Genomic DNA, 15,258 nt, shown 5'->3' with positions numbered 1-15,258 from the left:
TCTGTGCCTTACAGAAATAGGGCTTTTGACGTTTTCGGTCAAATTGAGCCTTTTTATCTGTTGCGTCTTTTACGCAAAAATTATTTTATGACTGAGGGATTTTACTGGCGGCGGAAAACGATGAACGAGAAAGACTGGCTGATATTGCGGGCGGTATATCAGCATAAAAACATTACCCGGGCGGCAGAGCAGCTTTATACCTCGCAGCCCGCGCTCAGTTACCGTTTGCGCCAGATTGAACGCAAGCTGGCGATCCGTCTGTTTGAAGAAGGACAAAAAGGACTGGTCTTCAGCGCGCAGGGGGAATATCTCGCGCAACACGCGTTGACCGTGCTCAACGATTTACAGCAACTGAAACTCAATCTGCACAGTCTGGATCAGGAACAGCAGGGAGAGATTTCGCTGGGCGTGTCGAGCAACTATGCAGCCTACCGTCTGCCACCGTTACTCAGCCAGTTCCGGCAGACACATCCGGGGATCCGCGTGAATCTGATGAGTGGTTTTAGCGAGGAAATCATTCAGAAACTGTTGCGCGGGGAAATTGATATGGCGCTGGTCAAGGACGATTTTAACTGGAAGGAAGGCAAGCATCTGATTGAGGAAGATGATTACGTACTGATCAACCGTCAGGATTTTGATTTCGCCCTGCTGCCGCACATGCCGCAGATAAAAATTCATCACGGCCCGCACGTGACACAACTGATTGAGCGCTGGTGGAATGCCAACTTTTCCCATGCGCCGACTATCACGATGGAAGTCGATAAACTGGAAGTGTGCATGGCGATGGTGGAACACGGGCTGGGTTACGCGATTGTCGCCACTTATTTACCGCTGCCGGAGCATTTTTACCGCCGCCCGATTAACGTGGACGGCGCGACGGTAAAAAACCGCACCTGGCTGCTGCACCGCCATAACCTGAACGCCACGCCGTACATGCAGGCGTTTATTCATCTGTTACAGACGGCACAGCACGGGCTGACGCCCCGCTGATCAGAGATCTAACGTGCCGTCGATCAGCGTACAGGTATCGCCACCGATCCAGGGTTCGCCATCCACAAACGTGACCGTCACGCGGCCATCGCGCTGGAGTTTGGTGCCCTGCCGCACGCGGTAGGTTTGTGCCATCTGAGCGCCATCCGGGAAATTCGCCGCTTTCAGCACCCGGGCCAGACAGGCATTGGCGCTGCCAGTGACCGGATCTTCTTTCAGCACGCCGTCCTCATCGATAATCGCCCGCACTTCATAATCTGCCGGGCCATTTTTATCGTGTAAACCATAGACCGCGATACCGTTAATCCCGAGTTGTTTTTGTAGCTGGCTGACTGCCGCGGCATCGGCGGTGATGTTCAGGCAATCCTGCGCACTTTCCATCCGTACGACCAGCCAGATGATGCCCATATCAACCGCAACCGGCATGACATCAGCCTGAATATTGCCGCCGCGCAGCGCGGTTTCCAGCAAGGTGTGATGTTCAGCCGCCAGCGGTTTCATCTGCGCAGGCGGCGCGGAAAATGCCTGACCGCCATCTGCCAGTTGCTTCACCTGCACCAGCCCGACACCGCATTCCTGCACCAGATATCCCGCGTTTTTTGGCTTCAGCCCGCTTTGCAACAGCGCGTACGCCGTGCCCAGCGTCGGATGTCCGGCGAACGGCAGCTCTTTGTCGGTCGTAAAAATCCGCACACGGTAATCCGCTTCGGGTGAAACCGGTTTGAGCACAAACGCCGTTTCCGCCAGATTGGTCCAGCGGGCCATCGCAAACATTTCGGCATCCGTCAGTCCTTCCGAATCCAATATCACGGCCAATGCATTGCCTTTGAGTGGCTCAGCGGTGAACACATCAACTTGTTTAAAACGGCGCAGGCGGGTCATAGCAAATCCTTTTAAATCATTAAGAAAGAGAGGGCGAACTGACTGAGTTTAGGAATATTTCGATAAGTTATCGAGAAAAATGTCAGCCGCTGTCGGCTGACCTATGCTTAATAACGTCGTTTCCAAAATATCCTAAAAACATAAGGAACAGAAAGATGCCCGTGAAGGATTTAATTGGTATTGGTATCGGCCCCTTTAATTTAAGTCTCGCCGCCATGGCAAAAGACACAGAAAAACTCAACGCCGCTTTCTTTGATGCTAACCCGGAATTTAGCTGGCATCCCGGTATGTTATTACCCACGGCGACCATGCAGACCTACGTCCTGCAGGATCTGGTCACTACCGTTGCGCCGCGCAGCGAATTTTCGTTTATTAATTATCTGGTTGATCAGAAGAAGATTTACCGTTTTCTGGCCACGGAACAGCTGATCATCAGCCGCGATGAGTTTTCCGACTATCTGCGCTGGGCGTGTGACCGCATTGCGGGTTTGCATTTTTCCGAACCGGTTGAGCGCATTGATTTCGACGATAAGCGACAGGAATTTATCGTACAGAGTGAAAAAGGCGAGCACCGCGCGCGCAATATTTGCCTCGGCACCGGCCATGCGCCGTGGATCCCAAAACCGGCACGGGCGGCGCTGGGTGATAACTGTTTTCACGCCGCAGAAATAGAACTACGTGAGCCAGATTTCACCGGTAAACGTGTGGTTGTTGTCGGCGGCGGACAAAGCGGTGCCGACATCGTTCTCAACGCGCTGAGCGGCCACTGGGGCGAGTTCACCGAACTGAGCTGGATATCACGACGCCCTAATTTTCAGCCGCTGGATGAATCCATTTTCACCAATGAATATTTCACGCCGGAGTATGTGAATTACTTTTATACGCTGCCGGAAGAGGTGCGCGAGCAGGAAATCGAAACACAAAAACTGCCCTCTGATGGCATCAGTTATCACACGCTGGAAGACATCTACAAGCAGCTTTATCACCGTTTCGACGTGCTGCATCAGCGGCGTAACGTGCGTTTGTTGCCGCACCGTGCACTGGATCATATCGTGCGTAATGCGGCTGGCGATTTCAGTTTGCAGGCAAAACACGGGCTGGAAAAATGCGAGGAACATTTCAGTGCCGATATTGTGATCCTGGCAACCGGCTATCGTCCCGGTTTGCCGGATTATCTCGAGCCATTGCTGGATCGTATTCCTTATGACCGCGAGCAGCATCTGCCGCTGCAGCCGAATTTCAATCTGCGCTGGGACGGCCCGGAGCAGAACCGCATTTACGCGGTGAATGCCGGTATTCACAGCCACGGCAGCGCCGAGGGGCAACTGACACTGACTGCGTGGCGATCGGCGAAAATCCTCAATCATCTGCTGGGCGAAGCGCATTACGATCTGCGGCCGGTGCCTTCACTGGTGCAATGGTGGTCGGACGACGCGGGTAAGAAATAGCAGGCACAAAAAAGCGGAGCATCAGGCTCCGCTTTCCTTTTACTGAATTGAATTAAACACATCAGACGTAAAAATAGATGGCTAAAAAGTGGCAGGCGCTGCCGCCGAGCACAAATCCGTGCCAGATCGCGTGGCCGAACCGAAAGCGTTTCGAGGCGTAGAAAATAACGCCCAGCGTGTATATCACGCCGCCCAGCGCCAGCAATATCACACCGCCAAGAGAAAGTTTGGTCGCAAGCTGATAAATCACAATCAGTGACAGCCAGCCCATCGTCAGATAGGTGACCAGCGAAAGCACCTCAAAACGGTGCGCGAATGCCAGTTTAAAAATCACGCCGAACAGTGCCAGCCCCCAGATCACCGCCATTAATCCTTTTGCCAGCGGGGAGTTAAGCCCGATCAGCAGGAACGGCGTGTAGGTTCCGGCGATCAGCAAATAAATCGCGCAGTGATCAAGTTTTTTCAGCCAGTATTTGGCTTTCTGATGCGGTATCGCGTGATACAGCGTGGAGGCCAGATACAGCAAAATCATGCTGCCGCCGTACAAACTATAACTGGTGATCGCCATGGCGCTGGCGTTATCGCCTGTCGCCTGAACCAGTAACAACACCAGTCCGACAATCCCGAAAACCAGACCAACGCCGTGACTCAGGCTGTTGGCAATTTCTTCGGCCCACGGATATCCCTGTGGGGATGGAGACAACTTACCCATACGTTGAGAATCCTCAAGACAAAAAAGGGAAAATGATTGTTAATAAAACGGTCCAACAGAGTCAGATTAACTGAGAACCATTCCAGTGTACATCTGTAAGCTTAAAATGAGTATTATCTGATGTAACAGTCTCTTAGGCAGATCATCATTTCATTCACCCCGTTGTGTGAAGCCCTTCAATTCATTCAATTTGTTTATAATTTATTCAGATTACATTTTTGAGACACATGCATTTTCCGCACCCAAAAACATGATTTTTTTATATCAAGCGACTAAGGTGTAGCGGAAAAGTGAAATAACGCCGTTTACCATGCCGTCAATATGACTAAGGTTTTAGTATGTCTGCAGCCACTACCCCGCTGAATTTCGGCGCAATGACCGAAGTTTTTCAGTTCCTGATGGAAATCGACAAACTGAAAAGCGTGCAACGTCGCACCAAAGTGTTAGGCACTGAGCGTCAGGAAAACTCCGCAGAACATAGCTGGCATTTCGCCGTGGCAGCAATGTCCCTGGCCCCTTTCGCACCGGAAGGCGTTGATATCAATAAAGTCATCCGTATGGCTTTGATCCACGACATCGTCGAAATCGATGCCGGTGATGTGCTGGTTTACGATCTCGCTGCCCGCGCAGCAGTTCATGATCAGGAAATCATTGCCGCGAAACGCCTGTTCGGCCTGCTGCCTGCACCGCTGAACACACAATTCCTGGATTTGTGGAATGAATACGAAGCGGGTGAAACCCCGGAAGCGCGCTTTGCGCTGGTGATCGACCGCGTGATGCCGATGATCATGAACCTGAATAATCAGGGGCAGAGCTGGGTGGAGAACAATATCCGTCTGGAGCAGGTGTTAGCCCGTAATGCCTTTATCGCCGATATCCATCCTGAACTGTGGCTGCATATCCGCAGCCATCTGGACAACGCCCACCAGCAGGGCTGGCTGAAGTAATTTTTTTGCTCCTTCCCCTCGTAAAGGGGAAGGAGCGAGATCACCTACTTTGGAACAGTCAGTGCCGTTGATTCCACATAAGGTTTCATGATGGTGTCGGCGTCTTTCTGTGCCTGTGCCGCCGCCGCTTCCGGCGTGACTTTCTCATCATTAACCAGCGCCGCCAGCTGATTTTCCATCGCCTGACGCACCGCCACGGTTTCATACGTCGCATACCACGGATAGGCGTATTTCAGCTGCTCCAGCGCAATCGCCGCACGCGGATCTTTCGCCAGATATTCTTTCATTTCCGGTGTGTCATAAGACGCCATACGCGGTGAAAAATAGCCGGTAAAGCGGCTCCAGGCACCGTTCACTTTCGGGCTGACCAGATATTGCAGGAAGGTATAAGCCGCTTTTTTCTGGTCATCGGAAATGCCTTTAAAACTCACCAGACTCGCCCCGCCGATGGTGACACCGTTACGCACTTTGGCAGGCATCATCGCCACGCCCAGCTCAAAATCTTTGGTATTTTCACGCATAAAGCCCAGTGCACCGGTGCTCAGCATCGCCATGCCGAGTTTGCCGGAAAAGAACGCCGCGCTGATTTGCTTGGAGTTCAGCACACCCGACGGCATCACTTTGTCGCGGTATACCAGATTCTGCCAGAAGCGCAGCGCGCCCAGGGTGGATGGTTTGTCGTAATACACTTCGCCCGGATAATCGGCGTTGTAATACTGGCCGCCATTGGCGCGGGTCAGTGCCGATAAAATCCAGCCGCCGTAGTCATCGTTGGTCGATGGCAACATGATCCCCCACTGACCTTTCGCCGAATCCGTCAGCTTTTTCGAGTCTTCCAGCAATTCATCCCAGTCTTTCGGCGGCGCGGTAATGCCCGCTTTGGCGAACATGTCTTTGTTGTAATAGAGAATAGGCGTCGAATTATGGAACGGGATTGCGTAAGTGACGCCGTTAAGCTGAGCGTTCTGGCGCATGGCGGGCCAGAAGTTTTGCGTCAGGAACGGCGTGGCTTTCTGGTCGCCGAATTTGAACAGTTCGTCCATCGGCAGAATTTCGTTTTTGATCGCCAGATCCGCCGTGAAGTTAGCCGACATGATCACCAGCGCCGGTGGCTGGCCGGATTTCGCTGCCGCTTCGGCTTTCACTTTGGTGGTGTCATAACTGCCGGTAAATATCCCGCGCACTTCCACATCATTTTGTGACTGGTTAAATTCTTTGATAACGCGGGTCATTTCCATGGTCAGCTTGCCGTCAACCGGCGCAGGGAACATGAAATCGATATTTTCTTTGGCGGACGCCGTGCCTGCGGCAATAAAGCCGATGGCGAGCGCCAGCACAGATACTTTACGCATGATGGTGATTCTCCCGGTGCAGATTCTGCTGGTTTTGGCCTGAAAAAAGATGAAGGTCGTGCAAAGAGAAATACAAAGTAATGCGGTCGCCGGGTTGTGGAATGTCCCCGCTGTTTTCCCGCAGCTGGTTTTTACGTACGTAACGGATTTTCCCGAGCGGCGTGTCGGCATGGCACAGATACTCCGCGCCGAGCAGCTCGCGATAGGTCAGCGTCGCCTGCAATTGCAGGCTTTCGCCTTCCACCGGCCGGTCGCAGATGTGTTCGGGTCTGATGCCCAGATACACCTCATCGAGCGCCTGCGCATGTTCAGTTTGCGGCAGACGGACCGGCTGGTTTTCGACTGTCAGCACGCCAGCGGCGCACGGCAGCAGAAACAGATTCATCGACGGGGTGCCGATAAATCCGGCGACAAACAGGTTGGCCGGGTGCGCGTACAGCGTTTCCGGCGCGCCGATTTGTTGCAAATGGCCTTTATCCAGCACCGCGATCCGATCCGCCATGGTCATGGCTTCCATCTGATCGTGAGTGACATAAACGGTGCTGGTTTTCAGTTGCTGATGCAGTTGCATGATGCCGTCACGCACTTCCGTGCGCAGCCGTGCATCAAGATTCGACAGGGGTTCATCCATCAGAAACAGCTTCGGATCGCGCACAATGGCGCGCGCCATCGCCACACGCTGACGCTGGCCGCCGGATAACTTACCGGGTTTACGTTTGAGCAACGGCTCCAGTTGTAATAATCCGGCAACACGATCCACCCGCGCCTGGTGCTGATCTTTCGGCTCATTGCGCATACGCATGCCAAAGGTGATGTTCTGTTCCACGGTCATGTGCGGAAACAGCGCGTAGTTCTGGAAGATCATTGAGAAATTTCGTTCGCGCGGCGACAGCCCGGAGATGTCATTGCCGTCGAGCATAATGCGCCCGTCGCTGACCTCTTCAAGACCCGCCAGCAGGCGCAGCAAGGTACTTTTGCCACACCCCGACGGCCCGACCAGCACCAGAAATTCGCCGTCGGCAATCTCCAGCGACAACTGATTCACCGCCGTGCTGCCTTCAAACTGTTTGGTAATATTTTCCAGACGAATGCCAGACATCATTGCTCATCCGCCGGGCAACTGATTTGCGCGTCATACAGATACGGCCCCGGATATTGCGACAGCGGATGCAGATAGCTGACCAGACCGGTGTTATCCACCAGACGGTGCATCACGCAGGCCGCCGGTTCGAGGTTATAAAACGGTGCCGGATTGTGATGATAATACGGCACCTGATGCACCGTGCCGGGAATGGTGGTGATGATCGCCTGTTTGTACTGGGTGAAAATCAGGCGGTGCGTGTGGCCGCAGAACACGCGAACCAGCGACGGGAAGCGGTCGATCAGCGCCAGCAGCTGATCGCCGTTTTCGCAGGAAATCGCGTCCATCTGCGCCGAACCCACTTTCACCGGCGGATGGTGCATAAACACCGCCGTCGGTTTATCGCCGCCCTGCTCCAGCTGACCTTCCAGCCACGCCAGCGTTTCGAGCGTCAGGTACCCTTTCGATTCTCCGGCCAGGCTGGAATCGACAAACAGCAGACGCATCGTGAAATCATCGATGGCGTAACGCATATTTTGCGGATCAGTACCGAGCTGCGGGCACAGCGGATGCAGCGCTTCCAGAAACTGCGCTTTGTCGTCGTGGTTGCCGGGAATGATAAACAGCGGATAGCGCAGGTTGCCCAGCGTGCGGCGCGCCACTTCATATTCCTGCGGCAAACCGCAGTTAACGATATCGCCGGTGATCACCACCGCATCCGGTTGTTCTTCCAGCGCGTTTAGCTGGCTGACCACTTCGGCGTTACAGCCGTTCACATCGATAAAGTCATACAGTTTGCGGCCGTGGCTGCGAAAGTGCATGTCAGAAATCTGAGCTAAAAACATGGATGACTCCTTTATTTGATGCCCGAGAAGCCGAAGCTTTTCAGGAACTGTTTCTGAAAAATAATGAACGCCAGCATCAGCGGCAGGCACACCATCAGCGTTCCGGCAGTAATTAAGCCCCACTGCCCGCCCGATTCCGCACCCATCGCGAAAGACACCAGTCCGACGGTCAGCACCTGTTTGTCCGGATCGTTAAGCACCATCAGCGGCCACAGATATTCATTCCAGTGATAGGTAATGCTGACCGTGGCAAAGGCGAGGATGGCGGGCCACGACATCGGGATCAGCACGCGGAACACCACCTGCCACCAGCGGCAGCCCTCCATCAGCGCGGCTTCTTCGATTTCACGGGGAATGCTGAGAAATGCCTGACGCATCAGGAATACGCCAAACGCTGAGGCGAAATACGGCATCATCACGCCGGTCAATGTATTGAGCAGCCCGAACTGTTTGAGGATCATCATGTTCGGCACCATCATAATCACCGGCATGATCATCAGCTGGATCAGCAGCAGGTAGAACAGTGTCTGTTTGCCGCGAAATTCGTGATATGCGAACACGTAACCGGCAGTGGTGATCGTCACCAGCTGAACCAGAAAGGTGCCGAAGGAGAAGAATAGGGTATTGGCGTAAAGCCGCAGCCAGTCGGCGCTGTCCCACGCATCACGGAAGTTTTGCAACGTCAGCGGGAAGCGCGGCAACAGCGAGGCCATATCCGGCGAAAAACTGCTTTCACTGAATGCTGACGACAGCATCCACAGGAAAGGCGCCATCCATAAAAAGGCCGCGCACAGCAGTAAAACCGGCAGTGTCGAACGGCGCGCACCGCGCAATAACATCGATGGCGAACGCACGCCCGCCCGCAATTTTTTACCGGTCATCACCGGCGCTTCAGACGTTTCAACGCTCATAGTGAGCTCCTCTTTCCAGCACACGCAGATTCAGCATCGAAAAACCAAACAGCAGCACCAGCGTCAGGAATGTCGCCGCCGAAGCTTTGCCTAAATCATGGGTGTCATTCGCCAGACTCTGGATGTAATACAGCAAGACGGTGGTGGCGTTATTCGGCCCGCCCTGCGTCATCACCGCGACGTGATCTATCTGGGTAATCGAATAAATCAGCGCGATAGTGACCACAAAACTGATGGTCGGGCGCAGCAGCGGCAGCGTGATATAGAAGAAAACCTGCGGGCGCGACGCCCCTTCCATCAGCGCCGCTTCGCGTGCCGAGGCGGGGATCGACTGCAATCCGGCGAGGAAAAACAGCATGTAATAACCGGCGAATTTCCACACGCCGATCACGCTCAGCGCAATCAGCGCACTGTTGCTCATACCGAGATAATTGTTATTCATCGGCCCGAATGCTTTCGCCAGGTAGTAATCCAGCAGCCCCATACCGGGCATGAAAATGAACAACCACAAGGTGGCGGCACTGACCAGCGGGATAATCATCGGGAAGAAAAACGCAGTACGCAGCCAGCGGTTCAGCGAGGTGTTTTCCCACAGCGCAACCGCCAGCAGCAGCGCCAGCATAATGCCGGGCACCACGGTCATCAGGATGTACGCCAGATTATTGAGCAGCGCGCGCCAGAAGACTGAATCCTGGATCAGGCGCAAATAGTTTTGCAGACCAACAAACGGCGGCGCGTCTGACGACAGACGACTGTCAAACAGGCTGTCCGTCGCTGACTGAAATAAGGGGTAATAGGTGAATAAAAACAGAAAAATCAGCGTCGGCAGCAAAATCAGATAAGGGAACAACGTGCGGCGCATTACAGGGTACCGGTCAGCGAAATAAGGTGCCTATCCTGTCCTGCATTTGTGTCAGCCACATGGCGGGAATGTGATGGTTATTTGAATGAAATATGAGCATTGTTACTGAACAAAATAGAGGTTGGGTTTAAGATTGAACGGTAACATGCGGATAAACCCCCACTAAAATGGGGTTGAGTTGAGGTATATAAAGACAGAATCAGATTGGTTGGTAAAACTATAAATAGTTCCTTTAACTGTAAAATAGAGATATCTGCCCTTCAATTGCATTTGGACATTTGAATCTGAAGTAAAAAGAACAGAAGGATAATCTCTGACATCCGCCAGAAACTCTTTCTCTGTTTTTACAGATGGATAAAGATAATATTTATACGTATTTTGGGTCGTTGCACCCGCACTACCTTCAGTCACATAAAGGGTATTAAACTCGCCTATACTTTCCTTTCGTATAATCGTTTGTTCATAAGGTGAAAAATCTAATACCACCTTAATTAAATACCCCAGGAAAGCTATAACCAACACGATGAAAATATATATTTTCCTAAAAACCCGTTCTTTTTGCATAATCAATTCCTGCTCTTATCCATGTCTGATCTTTAGGATCATCCCAATGGGAGTTTGGTCCCTCATAACTACATTTTAAACCACGCAGATATTAATCACTTTGATATTAAAAACAAACCTTTTAAATATAAACACATTAACTTCAACCATACAAAAAACATATTAACCCACGTGGGGGGTATATTTTATATTTATCTTAAGATCTACACGAAACCAACACCCGGCCTCCCAGCCTTCCCCTCGTGAGAGGGGAAGGAGAAAAAGATTAAACCCGTATTTTTGCTATCCCGAGCGCAATCCCCGCCTTCTCTGACAACTCAAACAGTGCCGGAAGCAAATGCGCAGAGGCTTTCAGATAGGCGCTCACCTGCGAAACGCCTTCCGGCGGCAACAGTTCGCTATTTTCCAGCCCTTCACTCAGGCACAGCAAACCCTGGCAAAGCCCTTCAGCGGATTCAGACGCGACAGCGCCGAGATCGTAAAGCTGGGGATCGGTGAAATGGCTCAGATCCAAATCGGCAATCAGGGCACGGAAAACGGTGAGGGAATTTTCGGGATGGGTGGTTTCGGTAATTGAATCGGTCATTTTAAAGTCTCGAGTAAATTATGTTTTGCCCCACACGAGACGCTAACCTCGGGTGGTGGCTCAGACAGAGTTAGCGTTACCGGACTCGAAAACCGGCGCTTCTGAGAAGCCCCTGCCTGAACCACCATAATTTACAGGTGACTCAAAACCTGCGGCATTATGCCACAGTGCAATCGAGTAAATCTGATCCAGAACGCTAATTCTGACTACGGTTCTTCCGCAGCGAAGCGACTATATTCCTGCCATTTTTCGAATGAAATGAGCTGGATGGAATTACAGGGAGTTACTTTGAAATCTGGAAGATGTCTCGCAGGAATAACGCCGGTCGGCCCTCTCCCAACATCCCCCTTCGCAGGGGGAGTAGTAAAGAAAACCCGCTTCAAACCACCACAACCCCCATCCTCTCCCGCGCTTCTTCATACGTCGGCATCGATGCCGCCGCGCCTGCGCGTTCCACACATACAGAAGCATAAGCGGATGCGAATTGTGCGGCTTCGGAGAGTGTGGCGCCAGCGGCAAGCTGGGAGGCCAGCGCGCCGTTAAAGGCGTCACCTGCGCCGGTGGTGTCGACCGGGGTCGCCGGACAGGCCTGGATAATCTGCGTTTCGCCGTTCACTGAAAGCAATGCGCCCTGCGTGCCTAACGTGATGATCAGTGCCTGGATCCCTTTAGCGTGCAGCGCGTGGGCGGCGCGTTGGGCAGAGGGAATATCGCGGACTTCAATACCGGTCAGCAGCGTGCATTCCGTGGCGTTCGGCGTCAGTAAATCAACCTGCGACAGCAGATGGTCGGACACCGGCTGGAACGGCGCGGGGTTGAGGATAATGTAGGTGTCATTTTCCTTCGCGATACCGATCAGTTTTTCAATCGCAGGCAGGTTATTTTCGAGCTGCGTCAGCAGGATATCAGCGGCGGCGACGGCCGGACGGCATTGTTCGACTTCTTCGTCGGTGACCGTCAGGTTGGCGCCCGGATCAACGGCAATCATGTTTTCTGCATCGGCTCCGGCGACATAAATCAGCGCGTTGCCGGTCGGGCATTCGCTGGTGGAAAATAACGTAACGGCGTCGAAACCGGCGCTGTCGAGATGGCGGCGGGCAAACATGCCGAAATCGTCGCGGCCAACTTTACCGATGTAATGCACCCGCGCACCGGCACGCAGTGCGGCGACCGCCTGGTTGGCGCCCTTGCCACCCGCGCCCATCATGCTGTTGCGGGCAATCAGCGATTCTCCCGGTTTGGGGAAACGCGCCATGCCTGCCACGATATCGAGGTTGAAAGACCCAAATACGCATACCTTGCCTTTGTTCATGCCTCTCTCCTGAAGGAAAATGTTCCGGCGGCCAGAGCTGGCTGCGACGGAAAAACGCGCTGTGCGGCTAAACAAGCGCCACGACAACCAGTCTCGTCGGTGACGGCGCTGAAATGAATGGTCAGACCGTTCGCCGGATACGGGCTGCGTAAATGGCTGCGTAACTGTTGTTCCAGTTCGGCCAGCGGGAAGTTTTCCATCGCCAGCACGCCACCGCCCAGCACCAGATATTCGGGATCCAGAATGTTCATTTCGCTGGCGACGGTGCGCGCCAGTCGTGCCACAAATTCAGTTAAATCCACATGCTCCGCATGACGTACAAACAGGTCGGCGAACGGTGTCTGCGGCGCATGTTGCCGTGCCCAGCCGGTCAGCCAGTTGCCGGACGTCAGCGTTTCGACGCAGCCGGTTTTGCCGCACGGACAAAGCAGCGGATTCCCCGCCAGCGGGATGTGCCCCAGTTCACCCGCACCACCGTGCGCACCGTGGTAAAAATCACCGTGGATCCACAAACTGTTGCCCAGCCCGGTGCCGAGATACAGCCCGACGGCGACGTCCGGCAGTGCGCTGTGCTGGGTTAAATCCCACCACATCAGATGGTTAACGTCTTTGTCCATCGCCACCGGCAGGTGTAAACGTTGCGAGAGCAGCGCCGCCACCGGCTGATTATCCAGCGCGGAGACAAACGGCAGTGACAGCACGGTCTGGCGGTCGCGGGAAAGTACGCCCGGCAGCCCGAGCATCACCTGCGCCACCTGATGATGCGGGTCCTGTTCCTGCAAATACGCCGTGATCAGGTTTTCCAGCCCCTGTAACGGATCGGACTGCCCCGCCCAGCGTTGGGTCGGGGTTTTGTGGTAGCCGCGAAAATTTTGCTGGCTGTCCATCAGCATTAAACGGGTATTGGTGCCCCCGACATCCACTCCAAGAAAGTGCGGCATACGGCTCTCCTGCCCTCAGGCTGCGTGACGCGCCTGACGCATCTGATCGAGCATTTTGTCCCAGGCAACATCCAGATCGTTGTCCAGCGTGAACAGGCCGGAACTGCCGACGATCAGCACTTCCGCGCCTGCGCCCATCAGATCCTGATAGGTGCGCAGGTTGCAGGATCCGTCGATTTCGATCAGATAGCGGTAGCCTTTTTGCTGTTTGAGATCACGCAGTTGCGCGATTTTCCCCAGCATTTCAGGGATGAACGGCTGACCGGCGTAACCCGGATCGACGGTCATCACGGTGATTTTATCCAGCAGATGAATGTAGTGCTGGATGTATTCCACCGGTGTCGCGGGGTTGAGCACCACGCCGACTTTTTTGCCCAGCGAGCGGATCTGATTAATGATGCGGAAGGCATCGCGGTTAATGGTTTCGGCATGCGGACAAATAAAATCGGCACCGGCAAGGGCTATCGGCTCAATAAAGTCAGCCGGGTTTTCCACCATCATATGCACGTCCAGAACCAGCGGCGTATGCGGGCGGATCTGCTCGATAAAGAACGGCGACAGCGTGATATTTTTGACGTAATGCCCGTCCATGATGTCAATGTGCAGCATGTCAGCGCGACGGTTCAGCACCTCGAGTTGCTGTTTAATGTCGATCAGGCTCATGCACATCAGCGACGGAGAAATTTTGTATTCCATGATGTTTTCCTAAGTCAGAGGCAATTTTAAAAAAGTGTTTAAGGTTGAGCCGCCCGCGCTTTGGCAGCGCTCATTCGCCCTGCCCTTTTTTGCAGATAACGGCTGCGGAAGAATTTCAGCGCCAGCACCACAATCAGTACCGCGCCCCACATCGCCAGGCTGAAATGCGGGCTGACGTTCATCAGATTCAGGCCGGTGGAAATCACCTGCAGGACAATCAGCGAGAGCACCACGCCCGCGACTTTGCCGAAACCCCCGTTGGGATCGGTGCCGCCGAGGATGATGGCCAGCACCGTCAGCAGCAGATACGAGTCGCCGTAGCCCATGCGCGCCGAGTTGAAACGCGCCATCATAATCAGCCCGGCAATCACGCATAACATGCTGGAAATCACGTAGATGGCGATCAGTACGCGGTGGGTATTCACGCCGCTGAAATGGGTGGCGTTGATGTTGCTGCCGCTCATGTAGATGTATTTACCGAGGCGGGTGCGTTCTAAAAACACCGCGATTAAGGCTGCAGTCAGCAGGAAGATAATCAGCGGAACCGGAACGCCGAGCAGGGTTTCCGCGCCGATAAAGCGCACGATGTCCGGCATACCGCTGATCGCCGCACCGCGTGAAAGGTAGATGCCGACGCCGTTCACCATGGTCATGGTCGCCAGCGTCACCAGAATCGGATGGGCGCCGACATACGCCACCAGCGCGCCGGTCAGCATGCCAATCACCAGCGCCAGAATCATTGCGCCGACCAGCGCCAGCGTCAGCCAGACCGCCTGCATCGCCATGCTGGCATCCGGCGGCAACCAGGTGAGAAACACCCATGCCATCAGTAAACTGGTCAGGTTAGCGGTGGCGATAATGCACAGGTTCAGGCCGCCGCTGAGGATCGGGATAAACATCGCCAGCGTCAGTAAACCCAACTCCGGCAACTGGAAGGCGACGCTCATAAAGGTGGCGTCACTGAAGAAGCGCCCCGGCATCGCCAGGCTGAAACCGATGATCACCACCAGCAATAACAGCGATAATCCCAGCGTGGTGTTATCTATTTTCAGGGAAGCGATTTTCAGGCGAGGCCGCGCATCGGGCTTCGCTTTAAGACTCACATTTCTGCTTTTTGCGAACATAGCGG

The 15,258-nt window shown here is 53.9% G+C and carries 16 protein-coding genes; 3 read left to right on the top strand and 13 right to left on the bottom strand.

Annotated features, from left to right (window positions below; all coding sequences use genetic code 11):
* Positions 1-120: 120 nt before the first annotated feature.
* Entirely contained in the window at positions 121-990 is an 870-nt protein-coding gene (locus EX31_RS21625; RefSeq protein WP_037036709.1) for a LysR family transcriptional regulator, read from the top strand.
* Here EX31_RS21625 and EX31_RS21620 read toward each other — a convergent pair whose 3' ends face one another.
* Positions 991-1,872, bottom strand: coding sequence for a PhzF family phenazine biosynthesis protein (locus EX31_RS21620; RefSeq protein ID WP_037036707.1), 882 nt, complete (start codon positions 1,870-1,872; stop codon positions 991-993).
* 155 nt (positions 1,873-2,027) lie between these two features.
* Between EX31_RS21620 and EX31_RS21615 the strand changes: the two genes are divergently transcribed.
* Positions 2,028-3,320: a lysine N(6)-hydroxylase/L-ornithine N(5)-oxygenase family protein gene (locus EX31_RS21615; RefSeq protein WP_013576762.1), complete on the top strand. Its 1,293-nt coding sequence runs from the start codon at positions 2,028-2,030 to the stop codon at positions 3,318-3,320.
* Between the two features lie 61 nt (positions 3,321-3,381).
* On the opposite strand, the gene EX31_RS21610 is transcribed toward EX31_RS21615, so the two are convergent.
* Positions 3,382-4,032: a PAQR family membrane homeostasis protein TrhA gene (locus EX31_RS21610; protein ID WP_037036705.1), complete on the bottom strand. Its 651-nt coding sequence runs from the start codon at positions 4,030-4,032 to the stop codon at positions 3,382-3,384.
* A 338-nt stretch (positions 4,033-4,370) separates the two neighbouring features.
* Here EX31_RS21610 and EX31_RS21605 point away from each other — a divergent pair, with 338 nt between their 5' ends.
* Entirely contained in the window at positions 4,371-4,979 is a 609-nt protein-coding gene (locus EX31_RS21605) for an HD domain-containing protein (RefSeq protein ID WP_013576764.1), read from the top strand.
* Between the two features lie 44 nt (positions 4,980-5,023).
* On the opposite strand, the gene EX31_RS21600 is transcribed toward EX31_RS21605, so the two are convergent.
* The 11 genes from EX31_RS21600 to EX31_RS21550 all read right to left on the bottom strand — a co-directional run bounded on the left by EX31_RS21600 (position 5,024) and on the right by EX31_RS21550 (position 15,253).
* The gene (locus EX31_RS21600; protein ID WP_037036703.1) at positions 5,024-6,331 is read right to left on the bottom strand and encodes an ABC transporter substrate-binding protein; all 1,308 of its coding nucleotides are present in this window, start codon (positions 6,329-6,331) and stop codon (positions 5,024-5,026) included.
* On the bottom strand, positions 6,324-7,430 hold the full coding sequence (locus tag EX31_RS21595; RefSeq protein WP_197060755.1) for an ABC transporter ATP-binding protein: 1,107 nt from the start codon (positions 7,428-7,430) through the stop codon (positions 6,324-6,326). The genes EX31_RS21600 and EX31_RS21595 overlap by 8 nt, the downstream gene beginning before the upstream one ends.
* The gene (locus tag EX31_RS21590) at positions 7,430-8,257 is read right to left on the bottom strand and encodes a phosphodiesterase (protein ID WP_037036700.1); all 828 of its coding nucleotides are present in this window, start codon (positions 8,255-8,257) and stop codon (positions 7,430-7,432) included. Before EX31_RS21590 ends, EX31_RS21595 begins: the two co-directional genes overlap by 1 nt.
* 11 nt (positions 8,258-8,268) lie before the next feature.
* The gene (locus EX31_RS21585) at positions 8,269-9,168 is read right to left on the bottom strand and encodes a carbohydrate ABC transporter permease (protein WP_037036698.1); all 900 of its coding nucleotides are present in this window, start codon (positions 9,166-9,168) and stop codon (positions 8,269-8,271) included.
* A complete protein-coding gene (locus EX31_RS21580) occupies positions 9,158-10,030 on the bottom strand; it encodes a carbohydrate ABC transporter permease (protein WP_037036696.1) in 873 nt (290 codons plus the stop codon). Before EX31_RS21580 ends, EX31_RS21585 begins: the two co-directional genes overlap by 11 nt.
* Before the next feature lie 162 nt (positions 10,031-10,192).
* Positions 10,193-10,594: a hypothetical protein gene (locus EX31_RS21575; RefSeq protein ID WP_037036695.1), complete on the bottom strand. Its 402-nt coding sequence runs from the start codon at positions 10,592-10,594 to the stop codon at positions 10,193-10,195.
* 265 nt (positions 10,595-10,859) lie between these two features.
* A complete protein-coding gene (locus EX31_RS21570; protein WP_013576771.1) occupies positions 10,860-11,180 on the bottom strand; it encodes a hypothetical protein in 321 nt (106 codons plus the stop codon).
* Between the two features lie 379 nt (positions 11,181-11,559).
* Positions 11,560-12,492 (bottom strand): ribokinase, encoded by a 933-nt coding sequence (gene rbsK / locus EX31_RS21565; RefSeq protein WP_037036693.1) that lies wholly within the window; start codon positions 12,490-12,492, stop codon positions 11,560-11,562.
* Positions 12,489-13,433 carry an allose kinase gene (alsK, locus tag EX31_RS21560; protein WP_037036691.1) on the bottom strand — a complete coding sequence of 315 codons (945 nt, stop codon included), beginning with the start codon at positions 13,431-13,433 and terminating at the stop codon, positions 12,489-12,491. Before alsK ends, rbsK begins: the two co-directional genes overlap by 4 nt.
* 15 nt (positions 13,434-13,448) lie before the next feature.
* Complete coding sequence (gene alsE, locus EX31_RS21555) at positions 13,449-14,129, bottom strand: D-allulose 6-phosphate 3-epimerase (protein WP_013576774.1); 681 nt, start codon at positions 14,127-14,129, stop codon at positions 13,449-13,451.
* Positions 14,130-14,167: 38 nt separating this feature from the next.
* On the bottom strand, positions 14,168-15,253 hold the full coding sequence (locus EX31_RS21550; RefSeq protein ID WP_037036690.1) for an ABC transporter permease: 1,086 nt from the start codon (positions 15,251-15,253) through the stop codon (positions 14,168-14,170).
* Positions 15,254-15,258: the final 5 nt, after the last annotated feature.

The sequence above is a fragment of the Rahnella sp. WP5 genome (genome assembly GCF_000745615.1).
Lineage (GTDB): Bacteria > Pseudomonadota > Gammaproteobacteria > Enterobacterales > Enterobacteriaceae > Rahnella > Rahnella aceris.
Note: the sequence above shows the minus strand (reverse complement) of the source record. Positions and strands in the feature narration are given on the sequence as shown.